Annotated in this window: 24 protein-coding genes; 12 read left to right on the plus strand and 12 right to left on the minus strand. The window is 42.3% G+C overall.

The window, feature by feature from the left end:
• Window positions 1–20 precede the first annotated feature (20 nt).
• A complete protein-coding gene (locus tag DBR43_RS10770) occupies window positions 21–797 on the plus strand; it encodes a DeoR/GlpR family DNA-binding transcription regulator (protein ID WP_124580764.1) in 777 nt (258 codons plus the stop codon).
• On the opposite strand, the gene DBR43_RS10775 is transcribed toward DBR43_RS10770, so the two are convergent.
• The 3 genes from DBR43_RS10775 to DBR43_RS10785 all read right to left on the minus strand — a co-directional run bounded on the left by DBR43_RS10775 (window position 794) and on the right by DBR43_RS10785 (window position 4,004).
• Window positions 794–1,906 carry a D-TA family PLP-dependent enzyme gene (locus DBR43_RS10775; protein ID WP_124580766.1) on the minus strand — a complete coding sequence of 371 codons (1,113 nt, stop codon included), beginning with the start codon at window positions 1,904–1,906 and terminating at the stop codon, window positions 794–796. The genes DBR43_RS10770 and DBR43_RS10775 overlap by 4 nt on opposite strands.
• 38 nt (window positions 1,907–1,944) lie before the next feature.
• Window positions 1,945–2,967 (minus strand): sugar kinase, encoded by a 1,023-nt coding sequence (locus tag DBR43_RS10780; RefSeq protein WP_124580768.1) that lies wholly within the window; start codon window positions 2,965–2,967, stop codon window positions 1,945–1,947.
• 215 nt (window positions 2,968–3,182) lie between these two features.
• Entirely contained in the window at window positions 3,183–4,004 is an 822-nt protein-coding gene (locus DBR43_RS10785) for a universal stress protein (protein WP_124580770.1), read from the minus strand.
• 166 nt (window positions 4,005–4,170) lie between these two features.
• Here DBR43_RS10785 and DBR43_RS10790 point away from each other — a divergent pair, with 166 nt between their 5' ends.
• The 4 genes from DBR43_RS10790 to DBR43_RS10805 are packed head-to-tail and all read left to right on the plus strand — an operon-like array spanning window position 4,171 to window position 7,022.
• Window positions 4,171–4,860, plus strand: a complete 690-nt coding sequence (locus DBR43_RS10790; RefSeq protein ID WP_124580772.1) for an HAD family hydrolase — start codon at window positions 4,171–4,173, stop codon at window positions 4,858–4,860.
• The gene (locus DBR43_RS10795) at window positions 4,860–5,486 is read left to right on the plus strand and encodes a chloramphenicol acetyltransferase (protein WP_124580774.1); all 627 of its coding nucleotides are present in this window, start codon (window positions 4,860–4,862) and stop codon (window positions 5,484–5,486) included. Before DBR43_RS10790 ends, DBR43_RS10795 begins: the two co-directional genes overlap by 1 nt.
• 3 nt (window positions 5,487–5,489) lie before the next feature.
• Complete coding sequence (locus DBR43_RS10800; protein WP_124580775.1) at window positions 5,490–6,059, plus strand: Crp/Fnr family transcriptional regulator; 570 nt, start codon at window positions 5,490–5,492, stop codon at window positions 6,057–6,059.
• 57 nt (window positions 6,060–6,116) lie between these two features.
• Complete coding sequence (locus DBR43_RS10805) at window positions 6,117–7,022, plus strand: DMT family transporter (protein WP_124580776.1); 906 nt, start codon at window positions 6,117–6,119, stop codon at window positions 7,020–7,022.
• A gap of 1 nt (window position 7,023) precedes the next feature.
• Here DBR43_RS10805 and DBR43_RS10810 read toward each other — a convergent pair whose 3' ends face one another.
• Complete coding sequence (locus DBR43_RS10810) at window positions 7,024–7,788, minus strand: DUF1269 domain-containing protein (protein WP_124580777.1); 765 nt, start codon at window positions 7,786–7,788, stop codon at window positions 7,024–7,026.
• 174 nt (window positions 7,789–7,962) lie between these two features.
• On the opposite strand from DBR43_RS10810, the gene DBR43_RS32920 reads away from it, so the two are divergent.
• The 3 genes from DBR43_RS32920 to DBR43_RS10820 all read left to right on the plus strand — a co-directional run bounded on the left by DBR43_RS32920 (window position 7,963) and on the right by DBR43_RS10820 (window position 9,029).
• Window positions 7,963–8,103 carry a hypothetical protein gene (locus DBR43_RS32920; protein WP_158622481.1) on the plus strand — a complete coding sequence of 47 codons (141 nt, stop codon included), beginning with the start codon at window positions 7,963–7,965 and terminating at the stop codon, window positions 8,101–8,103.
• Between the two features lie 250 nt (window positions 8,104–8,353).
• Window positions 8,354–8,551 (plus strand): DUF5808 domain-containing protein, encoded by a 198-nt coding sequence (locus DBR43_RS10815; protein WP_074612297.1) that lies wholly within the window; start codon window positions 8,354–8,356, stop codon window positions 8,549–8,551.
• Between the two features lie 7 nt (window positions 8,552–8,558).
• Window positions 8,559–9,029: a GNAT family N-acetyltransferase gene (locus DBR43_RS10820; protein ID WP_124580778.1), complete on the plus strand. Its 471-nt coding sequence runs from the start codon at window positions 8,559–8,561 to the stop codon at window positions 9,027–9,029.
• Here DBR43_RS10820 and DBR43_RS33315 read toward each other — a convergent pair whose 3' ends face one another.
• From DBR43_RS33315 to DBR43_RS10830, 3 genes are read right to left on the minus strand one after another with little or no spacing between them, the layout of a single operon-like run.
• Window positions 9,030–9,371, minus strand: coding sequence for a cupin domain-containing protein (locus tag DBR43_RS33315; protein WP_233602939.1), 342 nt, complete (start codon window positions 9,369–9,371; stop codon window positions 9,030–9,032).
• Window positions 9,296–9,610, minus strand: coding sequence for a helix-turn-helix domain-containing protein (locus DBR43_RS33320; protein ID WP_233602940.1), 315 nt, complete (start codon window positions 9,608–9,610; stop codon window positions 9,296–9,298). The genes DBR43_RS33315 and DBR43_RS33320 overlap by 76 nt, the downstream gene beginning before the upstream one ends.
• 58 nt (window positions 9,611–9,668) lie before the next feature.
• On the minus strand, window positions 9,669–11,132 hold the full coding sequence (locus DBR43_RS10830) for an APC family permease (RefSeq protein ID WP_124580780.1): 1,464 nt from the start codon (window positions 11,130–11,132) through the stop codon (window positions 9,669–9,671).
• Window positions 11,133–11,548: 416 nt separating this feature from the next.
• On the opposite strand from DBR43_RS10830, the gene DBR43_RS10835 reads away from it, so the two are divergent.
• The 3 genes from DBR43_RS10835 to DBR43_RS10845 all read left to right on the plus strand — a co-directional run bounded on the left by DBR43_RS10835 (window position 11,549) and on the right by DBR43_RS10845 (window position 16,398).
• Window positions 11,549–13,843 carry a sodium-translocating pyrophosphatase gene (locus DBR43_RS10835; RefSeq protein WP_124580782.1) on the plus strand — a complete coding sequence of 765 codons (2,295 nt, stop codon included), beginning with the start codon at window positions 11,549–11,551 and terminating at the stop codon, window positions 13,841–13,843.
• Between the two features lie 129 nt (window positions 13,844–13,972).
• Window positions 13,973–15,676, plus strand: coding sequence for an amino acid permease (locus tag DBR43_RS10840; protein ID WP_124580784.1), 1,704 nt, complete (start codon window positions 13,973–13,975; stop codon window positions 15,674–15,676).
• 155 nt (window positions 15,677–15,831) lie between these two features.
• Window positions 15,832–16,398, plus strand: coding sequence for a MarC family protein (locus DBR43_RS10845; protein ID WP_074612401.1), 567 nt, complete (start codon window positions 15,832–15,834; stop codon window positions 16,396–16,398).
• Window positions 16,399–16,555: 157 nt separating this feature from the next.
• Here DBR43_RS10845 and DBR43_RS10850 read toward each other — a convergent pair whose 3' ends face one another.
• The 5 genes from DBR43_RS10850 to DBR43_RS10870 all read right to left on the minus strand — a co-directional run bounded on the left by DBR43_RS10850 (window position 16,556) and on the right by DBR43_RS10870 (window position 22,434).
• Window positions 16,556–17,719, minus strand: coding sequence for an RsmB/NOP family class I SAM-dependent RNA methyltransferase (locus tag DBR43_RS10850; RefSeq protein WP_124580786.1), 1,164 nt, complete (start codon window positions 17,717–17,719; stop codon window positions 16,556–16,558).
• The gene (locus DBR43_RS10855) at window positions 17,716–18,945 is read right to left on the minus strand and encodes an ABC transporter substrate-binding protein (RefSeq protein WP_124580788.1); all 1,230 of its coding nucleotides are present in this window, start codon (window positions 18,943–18,945) and stop codon (window positions 17,716–17,718) included. Before DBR43_RS10855 ends, DBR43_RS10850 begins: the two co-directional genes overlap by 4 nt.
• Window positions 18,902–20,431, minus strand: a complete 1,530-nt coding sequence (gene guaA / locus DBR43_RS10860) for a glutamine-hydrolyzing GMP synthase (RefSeq protein ID WP_124580790.1) — start codon at window positions 20,429–20,431, stop codon at window positions 18,902–18,904. The genes DBR43_RS10855 and guaA overlap by 44 nt, the downstream gene beginning before the upstream one ends.
• A gap of 43 nt (window positions 20,432–20,474) precedes the next feature.
• Complete coding sequence (locus DBR43_RS10865) at window positions 20,475–20,939, minus strand: deoxycytidylate deaminase (RefSeq protein ID WP_074612288.1); 465 nt, start codon at window positions 20,937–20,939, stop codon at window positions 20,475–20,477.
• Between the two features lie 64 nt (window positions 20,940–21,003).
• Window positions 21,004–22,434, minus strand: a complete 1,431-nt coding sequence (locus DBR43_RS10870) for an MFS transporter (protein WP_124580791.1) — start codon at window positions 22,432–22,434, stop codon at window positions 21,004–21,006.
• 250 nt (window positions 22,435–22,684) lie between these two features.
• On the opposite strand from DBR43_RS10870, the gene DBR43_RS10875 reads away from it, so the two are divergent.
• A complete protein-coding gene (locus tag DBR43_RS10875; RefSeq protein ID WP_124580793.1) occupies window positions 22,685–23,311 on the plus strand; it encodes a LysE family translocator in 627 nt (208 codons plus the stop codon).
• Window positions 23,312–23,343 lie beyond the last annotated feature (32 nt).

Genomic DNA, 23,343 nt, shown 5'->3' on the forward strand with positions numbered 1-23,343 from the left:
TTGTAATTATATACTAATTAATGACTACCGATCAACAACCAGCTACCCTAACAAAAGCGCAACGTAAGCAGCTCATTGTTAAAGAGATTAACATCCATACCCGTGCTACATTTGAGCATTTGGCATTGATTGTCAACGTTTCTGAAGACACCATCAGAAGGGACATCAATGAGCTGGAAAAAGAAAACCTGGTGATCAAGGTAAAAGGAGGTGCGATGGCGAGTGCTTACCATCACACTTCCGAACAAAAAGCCTACTCACAGGATGATAAGATTACCATCGCTCAGAAGTTGCTGCCCCTATTGAGGAAGGACATGCTATTGCTGCTGGGCGGGGGAACAACGATCAGGGAGTTCATCAAACTGATTCCGGGAAACCTAAGAATCACCATTGTGACCGCCAGTGTTTTATCGGCCGTGGAGTTATTGGATAAGCCTAATATCAGAACGATCATGCTCGGCGGGCAGATTTCCACTTACAGCCAGATGAGTTTTAGCGGCGATGTATTCAACCAGCTCTCTCACCTTAAAACTGACCTTTGCATTCTTGGCACCAATGCGCTGGATATTGAAGGAGGTTTTTCTGATTCCGACTGGGATACGGTTCAGGTAAAGAAAGCAATGCTGGCCTCTTCAGAAAAAGTGGCCATTGTTTCCATCTCCGAGAAATTAAACTCAACGATGAAAATCAAGATTGCCAACTTATCTGAAGTGGATTATATTGTCACAGAGCTTTCGCCGGATGCAGCATTACTAAGCCCCTATAAAACAGCCAACCCAAACCTGACTTTCCTTTAGATAGAGATCTTTTTGTCTCTGGCTTTAATCTTCCAGCTGGTTTCGATCTGTTTTTCTCTGACCACCTGAGCTTCTTCATAAAGTGCACAGGTTGGACAAACATGGTAAGGCATTCCATAAATGCGGTCGCCGATCTGATAGGTTACAGCCCCGGTATGCTTTAAGGTCAGGTGTTCTTCAGAATGACCATAAGGGATCAGATCTGCATTCCATGGAAAGCGCACCCGTTTCTCCAGGGGATTTTCCGAAGAAACCGATTTATAGCCCAGGTCTACGCAGATCAGGTCATCAGCAGGCTTTGAAATCACCGTACAAATCAGCAATGCGGCAGGCTGAAATTGCAATTCAGGCAAATGCCTCGTGTAATTGTCGTCCCAGAAAACGAAAGTTCCCGGGCTGCATTCCACGCGATCCTGACCAGCGTAATAAGTAAAGGTGTTGGACCCTCCTGCAACAATCTTCAGATCAGGAAGGCCGAGGTTGGCCAGTTCATCCGCAACTGCAAATATCGTTTCCAATGCTGGTTTTGCTTTTTCCGCACGGACAGCGGGATCTAAATCATGAAGATGGCCATCATAGGCATGTAAGCCCTGTAGTTTCAACCCTTTGATCCGGCTCAATGCCAGACAGAAGTTAATGATCTCCCCTGTTACCGGAAAACCTGTTCTGTTCATCCCCGTATTCAAATCTACGTATATGGCAATCTCCAGCTGATGAGTCAGCGCCAGCGCTGCAATCTGATGCGCCGTATCCAGATTATCAACCAAACAGGAAAATGAACATTTCGGAAAAGCAATGATCAATTCGATCAGCCTGTTGATTTTAAAGCCTACCGGCTGATAGGCAATCAATACATCGCTCATTCCATTTGCGGCCGCAAGTTCAGCTTCTGCAATCGTCGCACATTTAATTTTATAGATGCCATATCCGGAAAAAAGCCGGATGATCTCCCCGATCTTATGCGTTTTAATATGAGGCCTGAACCGGTCTGAATTTCCGGAAAGCATGGCCAGCGCGATTTCTATATTAGATTTAATACGCGATTCATAGACCACAAATAAAGGGGTATCATACGCATTCAGGTTTGAAATTTCCTGCCAGTTTTCCATACTATATAATTAGGAGGTGATTGAGATTTTTCCTGTTGTTATCTGTTTATTTTACTCGAGATGCCGCTTTGCATGAAAGCTTCGATTTCGTCTTTATCCGTTAAGGCCCAGTCGCCATGAATACTTTGTTTCAGCACGCCACAGGCTGCAGCCCAGTTGACCATCTTTTGAGGATCAAAGCCGGAAGAGATTCCATATAACAATCCAGCAGTAAAAGCATCTCCTGTTCCGATCTGGTCTGTAACCATTGGAAGGGTATGTACTGTGGAATAATAAAACTGTCCTTCATGGGCCAATCCGGCAAAATATTCATGATGAAGACCTTCGACCAGTCTGAAGCTCATGGCAAAGGTTTTAAGAAGGGGCATTTTCGTTTTCAGAAAAGAGAAACAGTATTCAAACCGGTCTCTTAATGACATTCCTTCTTTGGTTTTTATGCCGAAATAAATGGCCGCACTGTCCAGATCGGCGACAGCCACCTGGCAATAGCGCAATAAGCCGGGCATGATCTCCTGTGGCTCCTTTCCGTACTTCCAGAGTTTCTTACGGTAGTTAAAATCTGCCGATATCATGATTCCTTTCTGGTGGGCAATTTCTATCGCCTCTTTGCACACTTCTGCCGCACCCGCTGAAAGGGCCGCTGCAACGCCTGACCAATGGAACAAGGCAGATGATTTCAATAACTGCTGCCAGTCGGCCATTCCCGGCTGAAGTTCTGAAAAGGAAGAGCCTGAACGGTCATAGATCACTTGTGTTGGGCGGATATGGTTTCCGTTTTCCACGTAATATGTACCCAGCCGCTCTCCTCCTTTAAGAATTCCTGTGGTATCTACTCCATATTTCCGGAGCTCTGCAATGGCCATATCAGCCAGATCATTGTCGGGCACCCTGCTTACCATTTTACTGTTCAGGCCCAGTCTGGACAAAAGTACCGCCACATTTGCTTCTGCACCTGCGACATGAACATTAAAAGCATTGGACTGCACAAAGCGCAGGCCCAACTGTGTATTAAATCGTAACAACAGTTCACCAAAACAGGTGATATCAGGAGTAGAATTCATAGGCAATAACCTGTGATATTTGGTTGGATAGGCTAATTTATCAAATATATAACTGTTAAGCTAATATGCGTAAAAATTGCATAAATAGTTTGCAAAATATTTGCAAAACAGGATATTCGGAATGGGTTATTTTAGGATATGTCCATGGCTGCGTTGTGGTAGCCTTGGCCGATTCGCCACGTCACCACAACACTACCCGAACAAGGTTCTCCCGGTTAAATCGGAATGGAGAACAAAGGGATGTCCAGTCCTGAGGCCATGACCCTTGTTTTGCTGCGGTGCACCAATGAGGCCCAGAAACCGTATTTATTAGGAATCATGATCAAAAGATCTGCTTTGAATTCTTTGATTTCCTTTTCAATCTCTTTGATCACCTCATTAGACTTTACATTTTTATAATAATAGCTTACACCGGAGAGGCCACTGCCAATCCCGTCTTTTGAAGACAATGCAGGATGATCCGCTTTCATCTCTTCGATCGCATTGTTTACATGAAAGACCTCTACTTCAGCATTCAAACTCGTAGCCAATTCTTTAATTCGTTTCAGGATCTTTTTAGGAACCCCTCTCAATACATCACATGCAAAAAGGATCTTTTTAATCTCCCCGAACTTAGCTCCTGCCGGCACTGCCAGGACAGGGAATTTCAACTTTTTAATCGCGGCGGTAGTGGTATTTCCCATCAGGTCCTGTTCCAGTGTTCTGGCTTTCATCCCCAATACCAGCAAATCAGCCTTATGCCTGTCGATCAGGTCGCTCAATTCATCTTCTACAAATGAAAAACGGGCTTCGAAACCGACTTTGATGCCATAGGTTTTGGAAAGGTAAAGTGCCCTTTCCTGCAATCGGTTTTCATTTTCATCCATCAGCTTCTGAATACTGGAAGCAGGTAAAATAGTGTTGGCGGCATGAACGGGAAGGACATAAGAATTGAATAAAACCAGTCTTGCATTACCATGTTTTGCAGCTGCTGCAGCATATTCTACTGCATTTTCGGCTACTTCGGAAAAATCTGTTGCGACAATTATAGTTACCATAAGAATTGTGTATTGGTTATCCGTAAATTTAACCAATAGTTTCTCCTGACTTCCGGTTTTAATCGTCTCAGAAAATAATTTTACAATAAACAAACTGAAAGGTCAATCTAATATGACAAATCGAATGGCAGAAAAAAAACGATCTTTGCTTTGTTAACATTTGACCATGAAAAATATAAAAGTAATCGCTTTTGACGCGGACGACACACTTTGGGTGAACGAGCCTTATTTTTTAGAAACAGAGCAGAAATTCTGCGCTTTACTGGAGGATTACCTCCCACATCACAGCGTTTCTCAGGAGCTGTTCAAAACGGAAATGCAAAACCTTTCCCTGTACGGATATGGTGTAAAAAGCTTTATGCTTTGCATGATAGAAACCGTGCTGCGGGTCACGAACAATACTGCAAACCCGGAGATCTTACATAAAACCATACAATACGGACAAGAATTACTCCATAAGCCGATTGAGCTCCTTGACGATGTAAAGGAAATTTTAGAAGCCTTAAAAGGAAAATACCGGCTGGTGGTGGCAACAAAAGGCGATCTCCTGGATCAGGAACGGAAGCTGGCAAAGTCGGGATTATCCTCCTATTTCCATCACATTGAAATCATGAGTGATAAAAAAGAAAAAGACTATGAGAAACTGCTGAAACACCTGGACTGTAAACCGGAACACTTTCTGATGCTGGGCAACTCCTTAAAATCAGATGTAATGCCTGTTCTTGAAATTGGAGGACATGCCGTACATATTCCGTACCATACCACCTGGGCACATGAGCAGATTGACCATACCCTGGAACATGACAATTTTTATCAGGTCAAAGCATTGGCAGAGATCTTACCACAATTACTATAATGAAACAGATTTTAGATTTAAACGGCTGGGCAAGAAAAGAACATTTTCATTTCTTTAAACAATTTGACGAACCTTTTTTTGGTGTCACCGTAACTATAGATTGTACCCTGGCTTATGCCGCAGCAAAGGCAAAAGGGAATCCATTTTTCCTGTATTACTTACATAAATCCCTGACTGCAGCAAACCAGATCCCTGCTTTCCGGTACCGGATTGTAGAAGATCAGGTTTGGATTTACGACGAGGTGAATGTATCGTCTACGGTAGACCGTCCGGATGGAACTTTTGGTTTTTCTTATATAGAGTTCCGGGAAGACTTCCAGACATTTAAAGCAGGGGCAGATCAGGAAATCGCAGCAGTGCGAAACAGCAGCTCACTTTTTCCGCCAGCATTGGGAGAATGCGTGATCCATTATTCTGCATTGCCATGGATCAATTTCAGCTCCATGTCGCATGCAAGAAGTTTTTCATTTCCCGACAGCAGTCCGAAAATATCGTTTGGAAAAATGACAGAACTGGATGGAAAGAAAAGCATGCCGGTATCGATCCATGTACACCATGCATTGATGGACGGTTTTCATGTAGGCCAATATATAGACTGCTTTCAACGACTCATGAACGAAGCATAAGAAATGGAAGCATTCTGGCAATACATCAACCGCTATAATGCGATTTCTGAGGCCGCACAAAATGCCTGGCAACAGCTGTTACAGGAAAAAACCTTTAAGAAAGGGGGATACCTTCTGATGGAAGGGAGTATTCCTAAAAGGATCGCTTTTGTGAAGAAAGGACTTTTCTCTTATTACTACACCGACAAAGACGGCGCCACGGTAATCAAGAAGTTCTTTCCTGAGCAGACATTGGTGGCCTCCACCAGTGCGATGCTGTTGCAGCAACCCAGTTTGTTTACCATACAGGCACTGGAAGAAACAGAGATCATCAGCTATGGCTTTGAAGGATTCCGGGAGCTGACGCTGAAATACCCAGATATTGCGGAATTTTACATCCATTATATGGAGCGGCATTGGATCATCGAGAAAGAAATTGGGGAGATCAGTCTTAAATACCAAACTGCCAAACAACGGTACCTGGATTTCAGGGAAAATAATGCCGCCTTATTTGCAAGACTAAAGCAACACCATATGGCTTCCTATCTGGGGGTTACTCCTACACAGTTGAGCCGAATCAGGGCAGAGTTGTAAATTATATCAACATATGTAAAGAGGAAGCTCATAAATATGAGCTTTCTTTGCAGCGGAATGAAAAACAATATTATCAAAGGAAGTATTCTGGTTGCCCTGGGCTCATCCAGTTACGGCATGCTGGCCACATTTGTGAAAATGGCTTACAAAGAACATTACACCACTGCTGAAGTGACAATTTCTCAGTTCACTTTGGGCGTAATTGGCCTGTTGCTGCTGAGCCTGTTTTCAAGAAATAAGCCGCAGGCTCCAGACGCAGCTCCAAAATGGAAAAGCATAACCAAACTGATGGCAGCCGGAACCTCGATGGGATTAACCAGTGTTTTTTATTACCTGTCAGTACAATATATTCCCGTAAGTGTGGGCATTGTTTTGTTAATGCAAACGGTATGGATGGGTGTGATTCTGGAGATGATCATGCATAAGAAACTTCCCGGAACACGGAAGGTCATTGCCGTGCTGATCATTCTGGCAGGAACCCTGCTGGCGACCAATCTTTGGGGCGCTGCGATTACCATAGACTGGCGTGGGATTGGCTGGGGCATGCTCGCCGCAATGGCCTATACCGTTGCAGTATATGCCTCCAATGGCATCGCCCTGCATTTACCTTCGATCAAGAGAAGCCTGTATCTTGTTCTGGGCGGATTGATCATCATTATATGCATTTTCCATGCTTCTTTAACTGCAGATTTCGGCTTTAGCATCTTTTGGCGATGGGCAATTGTGCTGTCTTTATTTGGCACCATTTTACCGCCTCTGCTATTTACCATGGGAATGCCGCTTACCGGCGTGGGGTTAGGGGCGATTATTGCCGCAGTAGAGATTCCGGTATCTGTAATGATGGCGCATCTCCTCTTAAAGGAACCCGTTAATGCGTTTCAATGGCTGGGAATTGCACTCATTCTGGCTGCAGTGGTGCTCATGAATATCGAGAAACCAAAGCAGGCAGAACTGGCCGGATAGGTTATCTGTTTTTCTTTAACTGATCCAGACGGGCTTTTTGTTCATTGATTCTGTTTTCGAGATATCGCCTTCTTTCCTCATCATGGCTTTCATCGGCAGAAGGGTGTTCATCCACCCAGACCTGATATTGTTGCTCCTGATGGTCTGTATGGATTTTCAGCTTATTTTCCAGGGCTTCTCTTTTGGCGTTCAGATCTGCAAGTGTAATTACCCAATCTTGTTTTTCCGAAGCGCTTGCCGATGCGACGCTGATTTCTGCCATTTTAATATCCGCATTCAGCTTGTCGAGTTCTGTCTTTGCAGGCACAAAAACCTTTTCTTCTAAACTAAACCGCTTCAAATCAGTGCTAAGAGGCAACAATACCGTATCTACCGGTGTTTCCCAATTCTCCCAGACATGGGCAATCAAGACCGACTTTCCGTTAGGAATATTTGCAGACACCTGATCCAGGTAATCTGACACTCCTTCGGCCTTTAGCGTCTCTCCTGCGGATCCCGCAATCATCCCTCCTGCCAGTCCGACAATAAAACCCAATGGTCCGGCTAAAAGGCCAACCAATCCGCCAATCACTCCTCCGCCAATTACACCTGCTCCTTCTGATTCATTTTTGGCCGAACGGATATTAACGTTCCCATTCCCATCGCGGGTCAAAACATAAGTCTCTCCAACGGAAACATCTTTTGTACGGTGAAGTTCCTGTAATGCCTGTAGTCCTTTGAATGCCTCAACTTCAGAATTGAATAAGGCCTGAATCATTTTTTCCATGAGTATCGTTTTTTTGGTCCTGTACTTTCCTATACTACAAACCAGCAGATATTTTGTTTTCAGGAGCGGGAACGATCATTTCAGGAACAGCAATTTCAGGAACCCGGCTTTGCCGGCATTAAACTTATTTGTTCCCGGCGTGTTTATACTTCAGATCAATTAAACAGTACAGCTATGAAAAGTCCAAGAAATAAAACGGAACAAAGAGAACTGAATGAGACTACAAAGAAAGCAAAGGGCGCTGAGCCGGAAAATGCAACTTCCGCAAAAGATGCGAAGAAAGTAGTTACCCATAAAAAGAAAAACGCAAAGTAATTTTATTGCCGGCAATTTTTAATTCAATCGTGAAAAGATGCTTCAATAACATCAGGCAAAGCACCCATCAGAAAAAACTGCCTCCGGGGCAGACACTTGACCGGCAGACCGGAATAATGGTCTGCCTACTTCATTACCAGTACTTTCGATTTAGATTTTCTTACATTTCGTATTGTTTCTATCACAATCTTTCTTAAATTGACTGAAATATTTATAAAAGTTCTTAGTAAGATTATTTATTTTTTTAGCGATGGATATAGACCCTGTAGACAATATTGTAAATTATAAAGTGGGAATCATTTATTGGAATCCCGGAGATTCAAGATTAATCGTACCTAAACGCGAAAGGTCAATGGGTTATACCTTAAATTTTGCCCATAGGCTTAACATTCTGATTTTAGTGGTCATTACGGCGCTTGTAATTTATACTGCGATGTATCTTCAATAGGCAGGGAATGAAAATCATTCAGTCGAGTACAATTAATCCGGTTCAAAAGAAAGCGATCCACGACCTGTGGAACAAAGAATATCCGGCAAAATTAAAACACGGGGAGTTAAAGGAGCTGGACGATTACCTGAGTGGTCTTGCAGACCTGGAATATCACCTGCTGACTGGTCCTTCCGAAGAAGTGGTGGGCTGGGCTTTACGCTTCACGAGAAATAACCAACCCTGGTTTGCGATTGTAGTAGACAGCAATTCACACGGGCAAGGCCATGGCCGGCGCCTGCTGGAAGAAATGAAGAAGAGCACAGCCGAACTGAATGGCTGGGTGATCGATCATAACAAGGACCTGAAAGAAAACGGAGAATACTACCGGTCGCCATTAGGATTCTACCTGAAAAATGAATTCATCATTCTTCCTGACACCAGACTTGAACTGGAAAAAATGTCAGCGGTAGCCATCCGCTGGATCAATAAAAAATAACTAAGCTCTGGTTTCTTCAAAGAAATAGATAATCAGCATTATTGCTTTATCTTTTCCAATATTCCTTGGCGTATGAGAAAGACGTCCGTCAAAAAGAAGGGAATCTCCTGCCGACAATTCGATCTCCTGATCGTCGAAGATATATTTGATATTTCCAGCCAGGATATACTTATACTCAAAGGCCTCAGTAGTCACCATTGGTCTGGTGGCATCAGGCTCCAGCTCCAGCAAAACAATATCTACAGTAGAATTCTTTATCGACTTGGTCAGGATCCGCTGGTATAGAAATCCCAATGCCTGCTCCTTTTCAAAAGATTCATATTCTGCTTTTCTTTTGACCACCACGGGGCTTTGTTGGAACTCGCAGAGATGTCTTTAAAAAACTGGTTCAAGTCCACGTCAAGAGACTTAATGATGTCTATAAGGACCATCAAAGAAGGCACGGTGCGGTTGTTCTCAATTTGCGAAATCAGGCCTTTACTTACGCCTGCGCGATCCGCCAATTCCTGAATGGTGATGCCTCTTTCTTTTCTTATTTCTTTTATCCGGTAACTGATCTTCAGGATTACATCCTCTTCCATAGTTTTTTTTCTTGTCCAAAAATAATCAATTTACAGCCGCATCACCATTCTATTTGAACTAATTTATGTCAGCAGGGTCCAATTCCTTTTGTTTTGTCAGGTAATAAACAGGAATTCCAGCCAGCATGATGACTACACCCCATCCGCAGGTGCTGATCCTGGTAATCAACAGAGACACACAGAACACAGTTGCAAAGATGATGTATAACAATGGCAGTATCGGGTAACCAAAAGCTTTATATGGACGTGTGGCATCGGGCATTTTCTTTCTCAGGATAAAGATTCCGACAATGGTAAGGATATAGAAGATCATCACAATGATCATCACAAAATCCAGTAAAGCACCGTACTTACCGGTAAGGCATAAGGCTGAGGCCCAGAAACACTGAATCCACAGGGCCCAGGCCGGTACACTTGCTTTATTCAAATTAGCCGCTTTCTTAAAGAAAAGACCATCTTTTGCCATGGTATAATACACCCTCGCTCCTGCCATAATCAATCCGTTATTACAGGCGAAAGTAGAAATCATGATCATGACCGCAATGATGATCGTTCCTGCATTTCCAAAAATATGCTGGGCAGCAACTACTGCAACCCGGTCTGACTTTGCTGTAGCAATGTCATTTAAAGGAATCACAGCGATGTACATTAAGTTGGCAAGGATATAGATGACACTTACGATAAAGGTTCCAAGAAACAGGCTAAGCCCTACGTTACGCTCCGGTTTTTTGATTTCCCCGGCAATGAATGTTACGCCATTCCAGGCATCACTGGAAAACAAAGAGCCGACAAGGGAGGCAGAAACGGCTGCGAAAAGTACAGAACCTCCGACAGTCATCCAGGAGCCGCTTTCTACGTTAAAAGATCTGGTGCTCCAGGCATCTGCCCAGTTGGCATTCCATATTTCCGATTTGGCACCCAGGGTAAAACCAAATATGATCAGTCCAAAAAGAGATAAAATTTTGATAATGGTTAGAAAGGTCTGTAGGGTTTTGCTGTCTTTCACGCCACGGCTATTGATGTAACTGAGCAGGATAATGGTCAGAATGGATACTATTTGTGCCGCGCTTAAAGAGAAAAATTCCGGTGCTCCGGCTGCGTCCGTGCCGATCTTTAGCTGCCAAAGGATGTTTGTTTCACTCAGGGGTTCATAAAGGTAAGCGGCGAATTTGGAAAAGGCCACGCCTACTGCAGCGATGGTCCCGGTTTGAATGACCGCAAAAAAGCTCCATCCATATAGAAAAGCAATCAACTTATTATAAGATTCTTTCAGGTATACATATTGACCACCTGCTTTAGGAAACATGGCACTCAGCTCTCCGTAGCTTACCGCAGCAATTACCGTAACCAGTCCGGTGATGACCCAGATTAAAATCAGCCAGCCTGCCGATCCCACCTGCCGCGTAATATCGGCACTGACAATAAAGATTCCGGAACCGATCATAGAACCTACGACCAGCATTGTACCATCTAATAACCCAAGTTCTCTTTTGAAAGAGCCATCTTGATTTTCTTTTTCCATTTAGTTTGTTTTAGTTTTTAGTCCTGAATCTTTCAATTGCTGCATTTGTGGTTCCTGCAATACCTGAAACATTCATGGACCTGGTTTTGGTTTTTCAAAATGAAACGACCCTGTCGGCATTGATCTGCACAATTAATTGTGGTTCAATTTGATGGTTTCATTTTGTTTGGTTAGTTTGTGCTAATATATTTAAAATAATTAAAATCAGATTGCCCTGATTGGCATTCGGAATATTAAATTAATATTTCTCGAAAAAAGCTTAACAATCAATTCATTAAAAATTTGCTTTTTAAAAGAACACCCTTATTTTTACGTTGCTCTACCTTCATAATCAGCGCTCTAACCACTCATGATGATGAAGGGGCCGCCCTAAACCGCGAAAACCAAATAAAGAACCAAATAAACAGAAATTAAGTATGGAGTTTTTACAAAACAATCTAATCTATTTTATTCCCCTCCTGGGATTAATTGGCATTATCGTCATGGCTATTAAAAGTGCCTGGGTAAACAAACAGGATCCTGGTGATGCAAACATGCAAGAACTGGCCGGCTATATTGCCGACGGGGCCATGGCCTTTTTAAAAGCAGAATGGAAAGTACTGAGCATTTTCGTGGTCTTTACCGCAGCTCTACTTGCCTATTCCGGAACCGTTCATGAAGTCAATGGAGTGGAATTACATTCCAGCTGGATCATTGCAGTAGCCTTTGTGATTGGCGCTGTATTTTCTGCTACTGCAGGATATATCGGAATGAAAGCTGCCACAAAAGCCAATGTACGTACCACTCAGGCTGCGAGAACGAGTTTATCCAAAGCTTTGAAGGTTTCTTTTACCGGAGGAACGGTAATGGGATTGGGTGTGGCAGGACTGGCAATATTGGGATTAGGAGGTTTGTTCATTGTCTTCATGCAGGTATTTCATGTGATGGAAGCCAACAGTACAGAAATGAAAACAGCGATAGAGGTGCTGACAGGTTTCTCACTGGGTGCGGAATCCATCGCTTTATTTGCCCGTGTTGGCGGCGGTATTTACACCAAAGCAGCCGATGTGGGTGCCGATCTGGTAGGTAAAGTAGAAGCGGGAATTCCGGAAGATGACGTAAGAAATCCGGCAACGATTGCCGATAACGTAGGTGATAATGTGGGTGATGTGGCTGGAATGGGTGCCGATTTATTTGGTTCTTATGTGGCCACCATATTGGCTACCATGGTATTGGGACAGGAAATCGTTGTAGATAAATTAAATGGCATAGCGATAGATAACCTGAATGGTTTCTCACCGGTATTGCTGCCAATGGTAATTTGCGGCCTGGGAATTTTATTCTCCATCGTAGGGACCTGGTTCGTCCGCATTAAGGGAGAAGATTCCAATGTGCAGACTGCGCTGAACTTAGGAAACTGGAGCTCTATCGTACTTACTGCCATAGCTTCTTATTTTATTGTAATGTTCATGCTTCCCCCTCACCTGCATTTACGTGGGGTTAACTTTACCAGCCTAGATGTATTTTTTGCGATCATTGTTGGTTTAATCGTGGGTACTTTGATGAGTGTCATTACAGAATATTATACCGCTATGGGCAAAGGCCCTGTGAATTCAATCATTCAGCAATCAGGAACCGGCCATGCCACAAATATTATTGGTGGTTTGTCTGTAGGGATGAAATCTACAGTTGCACCAATCCTGGTACTGGCTGCCGGAATTATCTTTTCTTATTCCTTTGCAGGTCTATATGGTGTGGCGATTGCTGCAGCAGGAATGATGGCTACCACAGCGATGCAACTGGCCATTGACGCTTTCGGCCCTATTGCAGATAATGCAGGCGGAATTGCAGAAATGAGTCAGCTTCCACCAGAAGTACGTGAACGTACAGACAATTTAGATGCGGTAGGAAACACTACTGCAGCGACAGGCAAGGGTTTTGCCATTGCTTCTGCTGCCTTAACCTCACTGGCTTTATTTGCGGCCTTTGTTGGCGTTGCAGGAATTGATGCCATCGATATTTATAAAGCACCTGTTCTGGCAGGGTTATTTGTTGGAGCAATGATTCCGTTTATCTTCTCTGCTTTATGTATTGCGGCTGTTGGTAAGGCCGCGATGGATATGGTTCAGGAGGTTCGCCGTCAGTTCCGCGAGATTCCCGGAATTATGGAATATAAAGCGAAACCGGAATACGAGAAATGTGTAGCCATCTCTACAAAAGCCTCTATCCGCGAAATGATGTTACCTGGCGCCATTGCGTTACTGGTACCAATCATTGTTGGATTTGGACTTAAAGGTGTATTTCCATCGGTAAGTTCTGCAGAGATTTTGGGCGGTTTGCTTGCCGGTGTTACGGTATCCGGTGTATTGATGGGAATTTTCCAGAGTAATGCCGGGGGTGCCTGGGACAATGCTAAAAAATCATTTGAAAAAGGTGTAGAGATCAACGGAGAAATGTTCTATAAAAAATCAGAACCACATAAAGCTTCGGTTACCGGTGATACAGTAGGAGATCCGTTCAAGGATACTTCAGGTCCGTCGATGAATATTCTGATCAAACTGATGTCCATTGTTTCCCTGGTAATCGCTCCATACATTGCCGTTGGCGTGATGACAGAGACGAAGCAGGAGATCAAAAAGGAGATCAGGGTCATCAAAACGGTCGATTCTCTGGGAAAAGAAACAATGGATACGGTAAAAAATACCATTGACACCTTGACCATCAAGCCATAATATTATAATTGTTACTGCTAAAAGGGATTTTGAATAAGAATCCCTTTTATTTTTAAACATATTTTATTTAGGTTTGACAATCAGATTACAAACCAAAGACTATAGAAAACTATTACTAAATCTTAAACTATGAATTTTAGAAAGTCAATCGACTTACTTACAAAAGAAGCTGCTGAGAGCGGAGAGGGCACCCTGAAGCGGACCCTTGGCCCCGTTAACCTGGTAGCTTTGGGTATTGGAGCCATTATTGGTGCTGGACTATTTTCCATCACCGGTTCTGCAGCAGCCAATAATGCCGGCCCGGCGATCACCATTTCCTTTATCATTGCAGCAATTGGTTGCGGATTTGCAGGCTTATGCTATGCAGAGTTTGCATCCATGATCCCTGTTGCAGGAAGTGCTTATACCTATTCTTATGCCACCATGGGCGAATTAGTTGCCTGGATTATTGGTTGGGATTTAGTTTTAGAATATGCACTTGGTGCGGCTACCGTTTCCATTAGCTGGAGCCGGTATCTCGTTAAGTTTCTTGCTTATTATGACGTCCACCTGCCTGCAGAAGTGACCATGTCGCCTTTTGAAACCGCACAATTGCTTGACGGAACAACGGTTCATGGAATGTTCAACCTTCCGGCAGTGTTCATCATATGTCTGATGTCATTGGTGTTGATGAGAGGTACTCAGGAGTCTGCTTTTATCAATGGTTTGATTGTAGCGATTAAAGTGGTTATCGTATTCATATTTATCTTCTTAGGTTGGAAATACATCAACGCAGACAATTATTCTCCATATTTTATTCCTGCAGATAAGCCAGGTCATGACAGCTTCTTTACCAACGGATGGGGAGGTGTCATTCGGGCCGCGGGGATTGTGTTCTTTGCTTATATTGGTTTTGATGCGGTTTCTACCGCAGCACAGGAGGCCAAGAATCCAAAGAAAGATATGCCTATCGGAATTCTCGTTTCCCTGTTTGTCTGTACCGTTCTTTATATCTTATTCGCACACGTAATGACAGGTGTTGCCAACTATGACATGTTTAAAGGTCAGGATGGTATTGCTCCGGTTGCTGTTGCTATTGACAATATGGGCGTTAAAAATGCGGCAGGTATAGTTACGCCTGCATTCCCATGGTTAAACAAATTGATCATCCTAGCGATTTTAGGTGGTTATGCATCAGTAATTCTGGTGATGTTACTGGGACAATCAAGGGTATTCTTCTCTATGAGTAAAGATGGTTTATTGCCTAAAGTATTCTCCAGTGTTCATCCTAAATTCAGCACTCCTGTGAAAAGCAATTTACTTTTCATGGTGTTTGTGAGTTTATTTGCTGCATTTGTTCCGGCAGGAGTAGTTGGTGAGATGACCAGTATCGGTACCTTACTTGCGTTTATCCTGGTATGTATCGGAATTGTAATTCTTAGAAAACGCATGCCAGATCTTCCAAGAGCATTTAAAGTGCCATTGGTACCATTGATCCCGATCTTAGGTGTGGTAGTATGTTTAGGAATGATGGTATTCCTTCCTTTAGATACCTGGGTTCGTCTATTGGTATGGATGATCCTTGGTATGGATGTTTACCTGTTCTATGGTATCAAAAACAGTTTATTATCTGACAATAACCCGCTAACGCTGGCAAGAAGCAATAAAGTAGTTTCCTTAATCGGATTGGCCCTGGCCGCACTATTGGTTGCCGTTGCCTTCATTCACCATAGCATCACCGACGGAAAAGATACAGGCTTGTATTATTTCTCTCTGGTTTATGCTGCGTTACATTTACTATTATACGCTTATCGTCTTTCCACTTCTAAAAACGTGAAAGCCAAGATAAACTAACAACCGTTCAAAGAATTTCTATTCTTTATACGTCACAAGGCCTGGTGTTAATCCTAACATCAGGCCTTGTTGTTTGCCTATATTCTGCATTGAACAGCAAAACTGTCTCATTTTTATTACAATTTAATTTACCTTTGCAGCATAAATTAGCTGCTATGGAATTTAATTTCAGTCAAATCTTGTCGTGTTCGATGGTTATTTTTGCCATCATCGATATTCTCGGCTCCATCCCTGTGGTGATAGAGCTTAGAAAAAAAGCCGGTCATATTCAGTCTGAGAAAGCGACCATAGTAGCAACGGTACTGATGATTATCTTTCTTTTTGCGGGAGAAACTTTGCTAAAAGTCATTGGTCTTGATGTGGAATCTTTTGCCATTGCAGGTTCCTTTGTGATTTTCTTTATTGCAATGGAGATGATACTCGGCCTGACTATCTTTAAAGAAGAGGTTCCTGAAACCGTGTCTATTGTACCACTGGCCTTTCCTCTAATTGCAGGTGCAGGAACAATGACTACCCTTTTGTCCTTGAAAACAGAATATGCCACACAAAACATCATTGTGGGCATCCTGATTAATATGAGCTTTGTGTATTTTGTATTGAAAAATACAAACAGACTGGAAAGGCTTTTCGGAAAATCCGGGTTGAACGTATTAAGAAAGGCATTTGGAATCATCTTACTTGCAATTGCCATCAAACTTTTCCGCAACAATACCGGACTGTAACATATCTGGTTGGGGGGCGTCTTATATTAAGAAACCAATATCAGAAGATGAACAACTTCGAGCAATTTACCCTCATCATTGGCGCTTTGGCCATTTTCTTTGAAGCCCTAAGGCATGCGAAGGAAAAGATCAGGCATTGGTTTAGTACGCAAAAGCACTAAACCTTAATCAAACGGGCCACAAACATGGTGTCGGCTTTGTCTTTATAGCCTTTGATCACTTCCATTTTTTCCAGTTTCAGCGAAAAATTTTCTTCCAGATAGCTGATGACCTCCTCATTCTCCTGCTTAAAAACAGAACAGGTGATGTAAATGAGTGGTTTTCCTGCTTTCAGGTATTTCACCACATTCGTTGCAATGGCCTTTTGTAATTTGGTATAGTTACTGATTTTATGTTCATCGAAGAAATACAGCATTTCCGGTGTACGGCCCCAGGTCCCTGAACCGGAGCAAGGCGCATCCAGAATAATCCCATCAAACTCGTAATGGTGCAAATCCGGATCGTTGTTTTGCAACAGGTCAAGTACTTTCTTTTGATACTTTTTAATTCCCGCTTCGTGAAAACGATCATCGAGGTTGTTTAAGCTGTTTTCTCTGACATCGCTTACCAACAGCTGCACACTAGGCTCCAGATCGTGCAGAAGCAGGGATTTACCGCCTGAGGCAGCACAGCAATCCCACCAGTAATCCCAGGTTTTGGGCTCAAAGAACTTCCCCGTCTTTTGAGAGGAAAGATCCTGCACCTGATAGAACTTCTGATTGGGAAATACATTTTCCAGCTTTGTACCATTCGGCAAGGCCAGTGTGGTCTCGCTCAGCTCCTGAACAGGCACCTCATGTGCTTTCAAAGCTTCCAGTAATGGTTTTAAATGACCAGTAGTGATCCTCAAAAATAAGTCTGGCTGTGTAAAAAAGGATTCAAAGAAATCTTCTTTCTCTACTGCTGCCGAGAGGTTTTGATGAAAAGAAAAAACATCCGCCAATTTAAAACCGGCAAATGCCTGCTCTACCAATTCCAGTTTCGCCTTTACCGGCAGTTCCATTTGTGCGGCTAAAGTAGGCAAATGGGTCTCTACGACAAGGCTTGGCGTAGTATTACATAAGAAATCGGCTACTGCAAGGCGAACCACCTGTTGTTCACTGATCAGGGCTTTTCCAAGTCTAAAAAAGCTATAGATATAGCGGCTGGACCATCTTCTATCAGAAGAGCCCATTTTCTTATTCTGTTTGAAATAGATAAACAAAAAACGATGCAAAGGCAATAAGCCATCATAGTTTTTAAAGATCTGTTCAAATGCCCTGATTTGGTGTTCTATTCTCATTCTATAACGTTTAGCGCAAAATTCTTATAACGTAAAAGCATTAAACTGGTATTGATATAGCCCAGTTTCTCATTATGATAAAACGTGAAGGAATTATGCAGCCCTTTATACCTTTCTTTGGTCAGGTATTTCAGGTAATTAGCCCCATGTTCTGCAAACAATTTACCGAAATAGAAACCGATATCAAAGCCTTTGAAGGAATATTCGCCAGGTTCGAAATTGAACTTAGCCCGGTATTTCTTAATAAAGGTGATTGTTTCTCCGTTTTCGTAGTCGACTTTATAAGAAGAAGTAATGCTGGTATTTAGGGCCTGAAGCCTGTCGATATTATAATTTTGTTTTACCCAGTCCGGATGACCGAACAGGTTTACATTAAACCCTTTGTTTTTGATCTTCACCAACCTGTCCAGCGTAGGCACCACAAACTTACGGTCAGAAGAAGTCACAATCACCACGTATTGCTTGTTCTTTGCCATTTTAGTTTCGAAACTGAATACAGAAGGGTATTCCTGCATCAGATAGACCTTTTTGTTATAATGGAAATACTGACGCAAAGGTGCAGCCATAATCTCATCACTGGCAGTCTTTGGGTTGATCAGCACGATCACGGTATTGTCCGGATTATAATTCTTAGTGATATAATTGCCAATCTTCTCTGCATGAAGGTCAATGTTATTGACAATGGAGATCAGGTTAGGATTGGAAAACTCTTCCGGATGTGAAGCAGCCAAAGGTGATACTACGGGAATATTTTTAGCAATAGAATATTCCGTCATGTACTTTACACCCTGTGGAAATACCGGGCCAACAATCAGATTACTGGACAGCAAACCACCATTATTGATGAGTCCTTCCAACTGCGAATTATTATCACGTGTATCGTAAACATTGACTTTAAAATTCAGGCCTAAAGAAGCTGCAGAGTCTATCCCGAGCTTAAAGCCCTGATAAAAATCGATGGCCATAGCAGATTTCTCTACTTCGACTTTGGTTGCAGTCTTTAACTTGATTTCGTTTAAACGGAAAGGGATCAGTAAGGAAATATTGGCTTCGCTAAAGCGTTCTACGGGTTTCTCTACTTCTTTTTCTTTTGGGGGAGTATCAGGTTTTTTATTTGTATTGGGCCGTGTTTTCGGCGAACACGCCGAAAACAACAGGCCAATACAAAGGATCAGCCAATATTTATTCCCACTCAATTGTAGCTGGGGGTTTTGAGCTGATATCATATACAACGCGGTTTATTCCTTTTACTTTGTTAATAATTTCATTAGAAATTTTGGCGAGTACATTGTACGGTAAATGACACCAATCTGCGGTCATTCCATCTACAGATTCTACTGCACGAAGGCAAATGGCATTCTCGTAAGTACGCTCATCACCCATCACTCCTACGGATTGTACCGGAAGGAAGATGGCACCTGCCTGCCATACTTTATCGTATAGTCCTGCTTCTTTTAAATTGTTGATATAGATGGCATCTGCTTCCTGTAGGATCGCTACTTTCTCCGGAGTTACTTCACCAAGGATCCTGATCGCTAAACCTGGTCCGGGGAAAGGATGACGTCCGATAATGAAATGTTCCAATCCTAATGAAGTACCTACCCTTCTCACTTCATCTTTAAACAAAGTATTCAATGGCTCTACGACCTGTAACTTCATGAAGTCCGGTAATCCGCCTACATTATGGTGTGATTTAATGGTTGCTGATGGGCCATTCACAGAGATGGACTCAATTACATCAGGGTAAATTGTACCTTGTGCAAGCCATTTCACATCCTGTACCTGGTGTGCTTCATCATCGAAAACTTCGATAAATACGCGACCGATAGCCTTACGCTTCAATTCCGGATCCGTAACACCGGCAAGCTGGCTTAGGAAACGTTCTTTGGCATCCACACCTTTGATGTTTAAACCAAGGTGTTTATATTGCTCTAACACGCCTTCATATTCATCTTTACGAAGCAAACCATTGTCAACAAAAATACAATGAAGGTTTTTGCCGATTGCTTTATGTAAAAGGATGGCGGCTACACTGGAATCTACTCCTCCTGAAAGGGCCAGAACAACTTTATCGTTACCTAATTTTGCCTGCAGATCTGCAATTGTGGTTTCCACAAAAGCCTCAGAAGTCCATTCCTGTTTACATCCGCAGATGTCTACCAGGAAGTTTTCTAAAAGCTGTTTTCCATCGGTACTATGGGTAACCTCAGGATGGAACTGAATGGCGTATGTTTCGGTATCTTTAATCTGATAAGCCGCAACTTTTACGCTGTCTGTACTTGCAATCAGTTCAAAGTTTTCAGGGATTTTAGTGATGGTATCTCCATGAGACATCCATACCTGAGAATCCAGGTTGATATTTTTAAATAATTTATTTCCGCTAGCAACGAAATTCAGGTTAGCCCTGCCGTATTCACGTGTCGAAGAGGCCTGAACTTCACCTCCTAATTGTTGAGCCATGTATTGCGCACCATAGCAAACTCCCAAAACCGGAAATTTAAGGTGGAATTTGGTTAAGTCTATCTGAGGAGCATCTTCCTGACGAACAGAATATGGACTTCCTGAAAAGATGATACCTTTAACATCAGATGAGATCTCAGGAATGTTGTTGAATGGATGAATTTCGCAATACACATTTAATTCGCGTACCCTGCGGGCAATTAGCTGTGTGTATTGGGAACCAAAATCGAGAATAATGATTTTTTCTAGCATGGCCAAAGTTAAGAAAACTTAGCTGCTGCTACAAGACAGATTATCAATTAACCTCGATTTGATACTTATTCACTTCTACACCGAACCTGCGTAGAAAATCAACGCCTTCATCGCTCGGTAATCCTTTGTATTCCGCATAAGAATCCATATACAACACTTTCTTAATTCCCGACGACAAGATTAGCCTTGCACAGGCAATACAAGGGGAAAGTGTGGTGTATAAAGTCGAACCTTCGATCTTAGATCCGTTTTTTGAGGCATATAATATGGCATTTTCTTCTGCATGCAAAGCTAGGGAACAGCTTCCTCTGGAATCTCTTTCGCAACCCGTCTCCGGCCATTCCTCATCACAATTGTGTGTTCCCGGTGGCGGTCCGTTATAACCAATGGAAATAATCCTAGTATCTTTTGTCAGCACCGCTCCTACCTGTGCTCTTACACAATGCGAACGTGCGGCCAGATCAGCGGCCAGGTGCATGTAAATATGATCAAAACTTTTCTTACTCATTATGATATAAATTAAAAAGCTTCTCATTAAATAAATGAGAAGCTTTTTCTATTTTTTAATAGGATTAATGGCCTCCTGAAATCTTCTTATCGAAAGAGATGCCCTGAGCCCTAAGAATTCCACTCACTTTCCAGGCATAAAATACCAAGTAGGCAAAACAAAGAATTCCGACGATATAACTATTTTGAATACCAATAAACTCTGATACATAGCCCTGAACCCAGCTCATGATACCTCCACCCATGATCATCATGATCAGGAAGCTACTTCCCTGACTGGTGTTTTTGCCCAACCCACTCACCGCAAGGGTAAAGATACAAGGCCATAATGTACTGCAGAACAATCCTACACTTGTGATTGCGTAAACGCTGACCATACCCGTGGTAAACATACCGATCAATAAAGCAATGATTCCAATAGTAGCAAAGATCAATAACATACGCGCAGGGTTTCCTTTGCTCAATGTATCCGCAATAATCAACACAAGAATGATCCATCCATACACATAAAAAGGTGCCAAATCATGTTTTGCAATTGCATTAACACCTAGAAAAACACCAAATGCAAGGTAAGGAGCAACAAATCTCAGGATCTTTTGAGCCTGTACATTATCGGTGAAAGCTTCCACCGCACCTGTCCAGCGACCGATCATCATACTCGCCCAATACAAAGAGATATATGGTGCTACATCTTTTAATGCAAAACCCAGTTCTTTTTCCATATAAGCAGGTAAGTTACTTGCAGTAGATACCTCAACACCCACGTAAACGAAGATGGCAATCATTCCCAGAACCAACTGAGGGTATTTAAGTGCGGAACTTCTGGAAGCTCCGGCATCATCCCCGGATTCTTCTACCAAGGCTGGTCTGTCTGGAAGTGGAGATAATTTTAAGAAGATCGCAACTGCAAGGAAGGCTACACCCAGGATCAGGTAAGGTATTTTAACACTTTCGATGCTGATGTCGCTGCTACCTGCAGATCCAAAAATTGCAAAACTTACAATTAGCGGTCCAATCGTTGTTCCAAAATTATTGATCCCACCGGCAAGTGTTAAACGCTGAGAACCTGTTTTAATAGGACCTAATGCGATGGCAAGTGGATTTGCGACCGTTTGCTGTAAGGAAAATCCCAATGCAACAATAAACAACCCAGATAGCATCAATGGAAATGAACCATAATTTGCCGCCGGATAAAATAATAAAGTTCCAACTGCAGAAATACATAAGCCCAATGCAAGGCCGTTTTTGTATCCGATTTTATTGACAAGATCTTTTTTAATTAAAATAGAGACCCCCATATAGATCAATGAACCCACGGTATAAGCGATATAAAAAGCTAAGGATACCCACTGACTTTGACTTTGTGTTAAATGGAATGCTTTTTGAAATACAGGAATCAGGATATCATTACTCGCCGCTACAAAGCCCCAAAAAAAGAACACGGTAACTAAAGGAATGAACTGTCCCCACTTGGTTTGAGAATTTTCTGCAGTCATATTTATAATTGGTTTATACTGGGGTTAAACATAAATAAAAAAAACTGTTTTGTAAAGTGTATAATTTACACAATGATGTTCCGTCATTTTCAAATTGATATGGTCATAGCAGACACAAATTTGAGAATCAGCGATAAACAAAACTAAAGCTGGCCTCGTAATTGACGTTACCTGTAAAATAAACTAATTATAATAGGGTCGATTTTATTCATAAAATCGCATATTAGCGTAATTTTATATGTTTAGGTGAATGTTTGAAGCAATATTACAAGGAATAGGTGCAGGTATTTTATTCTCCTTTTTAACGGGACCTGTTTTCTTTTCCATGATAAAAACCAGCATTGAGAAAGGTTTTAAAGCGGGGTTTTCGCTTGCTGTGGGGGTGATTTTTAGTGACATCATATTTATTACGCTCACCATCTTCAGTGCTCAGTTTGTAGATTATAAATCGGAGTATTTTCAATATATAGGCATCGTTGGAGGCCTCTTTTTATTTGGCATAGGCTTGTATTACCTGTTCAACAAGGTAAAGGTGAGCTACGACATCTCTGAGATCGCCAAAGTCAGGAAACGCGGTTATATTTTAAAGGGCTTTTTAATGTGCCTTTTATCTCCCACCACACTGATGTTTTGGATCATGGTTGGTGGAATTATCTCAGTACAGCTTCATTATACAATGGCAGAGAAGATTGTCTTTTTCATCATTGCTATGGCTACACAGCTTTCTGTAGATGGGATAAAGACCTATTATGCAGCCAAATTAAGATATAGAATCAAAGAGAAGACTATTCAGAACCTGAACAGGATTGCCGGTGCAGTGATCATCATCTTTGCGATCAGGTTATTTGTAGAGGTCATATTGAAGCATTATAGATAACCATCAGATATTTAAACAAAAATCCCCGTTAT

The sequence above is a fragment of the Pedobacter sp. KBW06 genome (assembly GCF_003852525.1).
GTDB lineage: Bacteria > Bacteroidota > Bacteroidia > Sphingobacteriales > Sphingobacteriaceae > Pedobacter.

What these genes read in the sequence shown, in the direction of transcription:
- DBR43_RS10875 (WP_124580793.1), top strand. Translation starts at nt 22,685, where the DNA reads ATGTTTGAAGCAATATTACAAGGAATAGGTGCAGGTATTTTATTCTCC.
- DBR43_RS10775 (WP_124580766.1), bottom strand. Translation starts at nt 1,906, where the DNA reads ATGGAAAACTGGCAGGAAATTTCAAACCTGAATGCGTATGATACCCCT.
- DBR43_RS10840 (WP_124580784.1), top strand. Translation starts at nt 13,973, where the DNA reads ATGAATTTTAGAAAGTCAATCGACTTACTTACAAAAGAAGCTGCTGAG.
- DBR43_RS10845 (WP_074612401.1), top strand. Translation starts at nt 15,832, where the DNA reads ATGGAATTTAATTTCAGTCAAATCTTGTCGTGTTCGATGGTTATTTTT.
- DBR43_RS10820 (WP_124580778.1), top strand. Translation starts at nt 8,559, where the DNA reads ATGAAAATCATTCAGTCGAGTACAATTAATCCGGTTCAAAAGAAAGCG.
- DBR43_RS10780 (WP_124580768.1), bottom strand. Translation starts at nt 2,967, where the DNA reads ATGAATTCTACTCCTGATATCACCTGTTTTGGTGAACTGTTGTTACGA.
- DBR43_RS33320 (WP_233602940.1), bottom strand. Translation starts at nt 9,610, where the DNA reads ATGGAAGAGGATGTAATCCTGAAGATCAGTTACCGGATAAAAGAAATA.
- DBR43_RS32920 (WP_158622481.1), top strand. Translation starts at nt 7,963, where the DNA reads ATGAAAAGTCCAAGAAATAAAACGGAACAAAGAGAACTGAATGAGACT.
- DBR43_RS10770 (WP_124580764.1), top strand. Translation starts at nt 21, where the DNA reads ATGACTACCGATCAACAACCAGCTACCCTAACAAAAGCGCAACGTAAG.
- DBR43_RS10790 (WP_124580772.1), top strand. Translation starts at nt 4,171, where the DNA reads ATGAAAAATATAAAAGTAATCGCTTTTGACGCGGACGACACACTTTGG.
- DBR43_RS10850 (WP_124580786.1), bottom strand. Translation starts at nt 17,719, where the DNA reads ATGAGAATAGAACACCAAATCAGGGCATTTGAACAGATCTTTAAAAAC.
- DBR43_RS10800 (WP_124580775.1), top strand. Translation starts at nt 5,490, where the DNA reads ATGGAAGCATTCTGGCAATACATCAACCGCTATAATGCGATTTCTGAG.
- DBR43_RS10785 (WP_124580770.1), bottom strand. Translation starts at nt 4,004, where the DNA reads ATGGTAACTATAATTGTCGCAACAGATTTTTCCGAAGTAGCCGAAAAT.
- DBR43_RS10810 (WP_124580777.1), bottom strand. Translation starts at nt 7,788, where the DNA reads ATGGAAAAAATGATTCAGGCCTTATTCAATTCTGAAGTTGAGGCATTC.
- DBR43_RS10805 (WP_124580776.1), top strand. Translation starts at nt 6,117, where the DNA reads ATGAAAAACAATATTATCAAAGGAAGTATTCTGGTTGCCCTGGGCTCA.
- DBR43_RS10865 (WP_074612288.1), bottom strand. Translation starts at nt 20,939, where the DNA reads ATGAGTAAGAAAAGTTTTGATCATATTTACATGCACCTGGCCGCTGAT.
- DBR43_RS10835 (WP_124580782.1), top strand. Translation starts at nt 11,549, where the DNA reads ATGGAGTTTTTACAAAACAATCTAATCTATTTTATTCCCCTCCTGGGA.
- DBR43_RS10855 (WP_124580788.1), bottom strand. Translation starts at nt 18,945, where the DNA reads ATGATATCAGCTCAAAACCCCCAGCTACAATTGAGTGGGAATAAATAT.
- DBR43_RS10815 (WP_074612297.1), top strand. Translation starts at nt 8,354, where the DNA reads ATGGATATAGACCCTGTAGACAATATTGTAAATTATAAAGTGGGAATC.
- DBR43_RS10795 (WP_124580774.1), top strand. Translation starts at nt 4,860, where the DNA reads ATGAAACAGATTTTAGATTTAAACGGCTGGGCAAGAAAAGAACATTTT.
- guaA (WP_124580790.1), bottom strand. Translation starts at nt 20,431, where the DNA reads ATGCTAGAAAAAATCATTATTCTCGATTTTGGTTCCCAATACACACAG.
- DBR43_RS10870 (WP_124580791.1), bottom strand. Translation starts at nt 22,434, where the DNA reads ATGACTGCAGAAAATTCTCAAACCAAGTGGGGACAGTTCATTCCTTTA.
- DBR43_RS10830 (WP_124580780.1), bottom strand. Translation starts at nt 11,132, where the DNA reads ATGGAAAAAGAAAATCAAGATGGCTCTTTCAAAAGAGAACTTGGGTTA.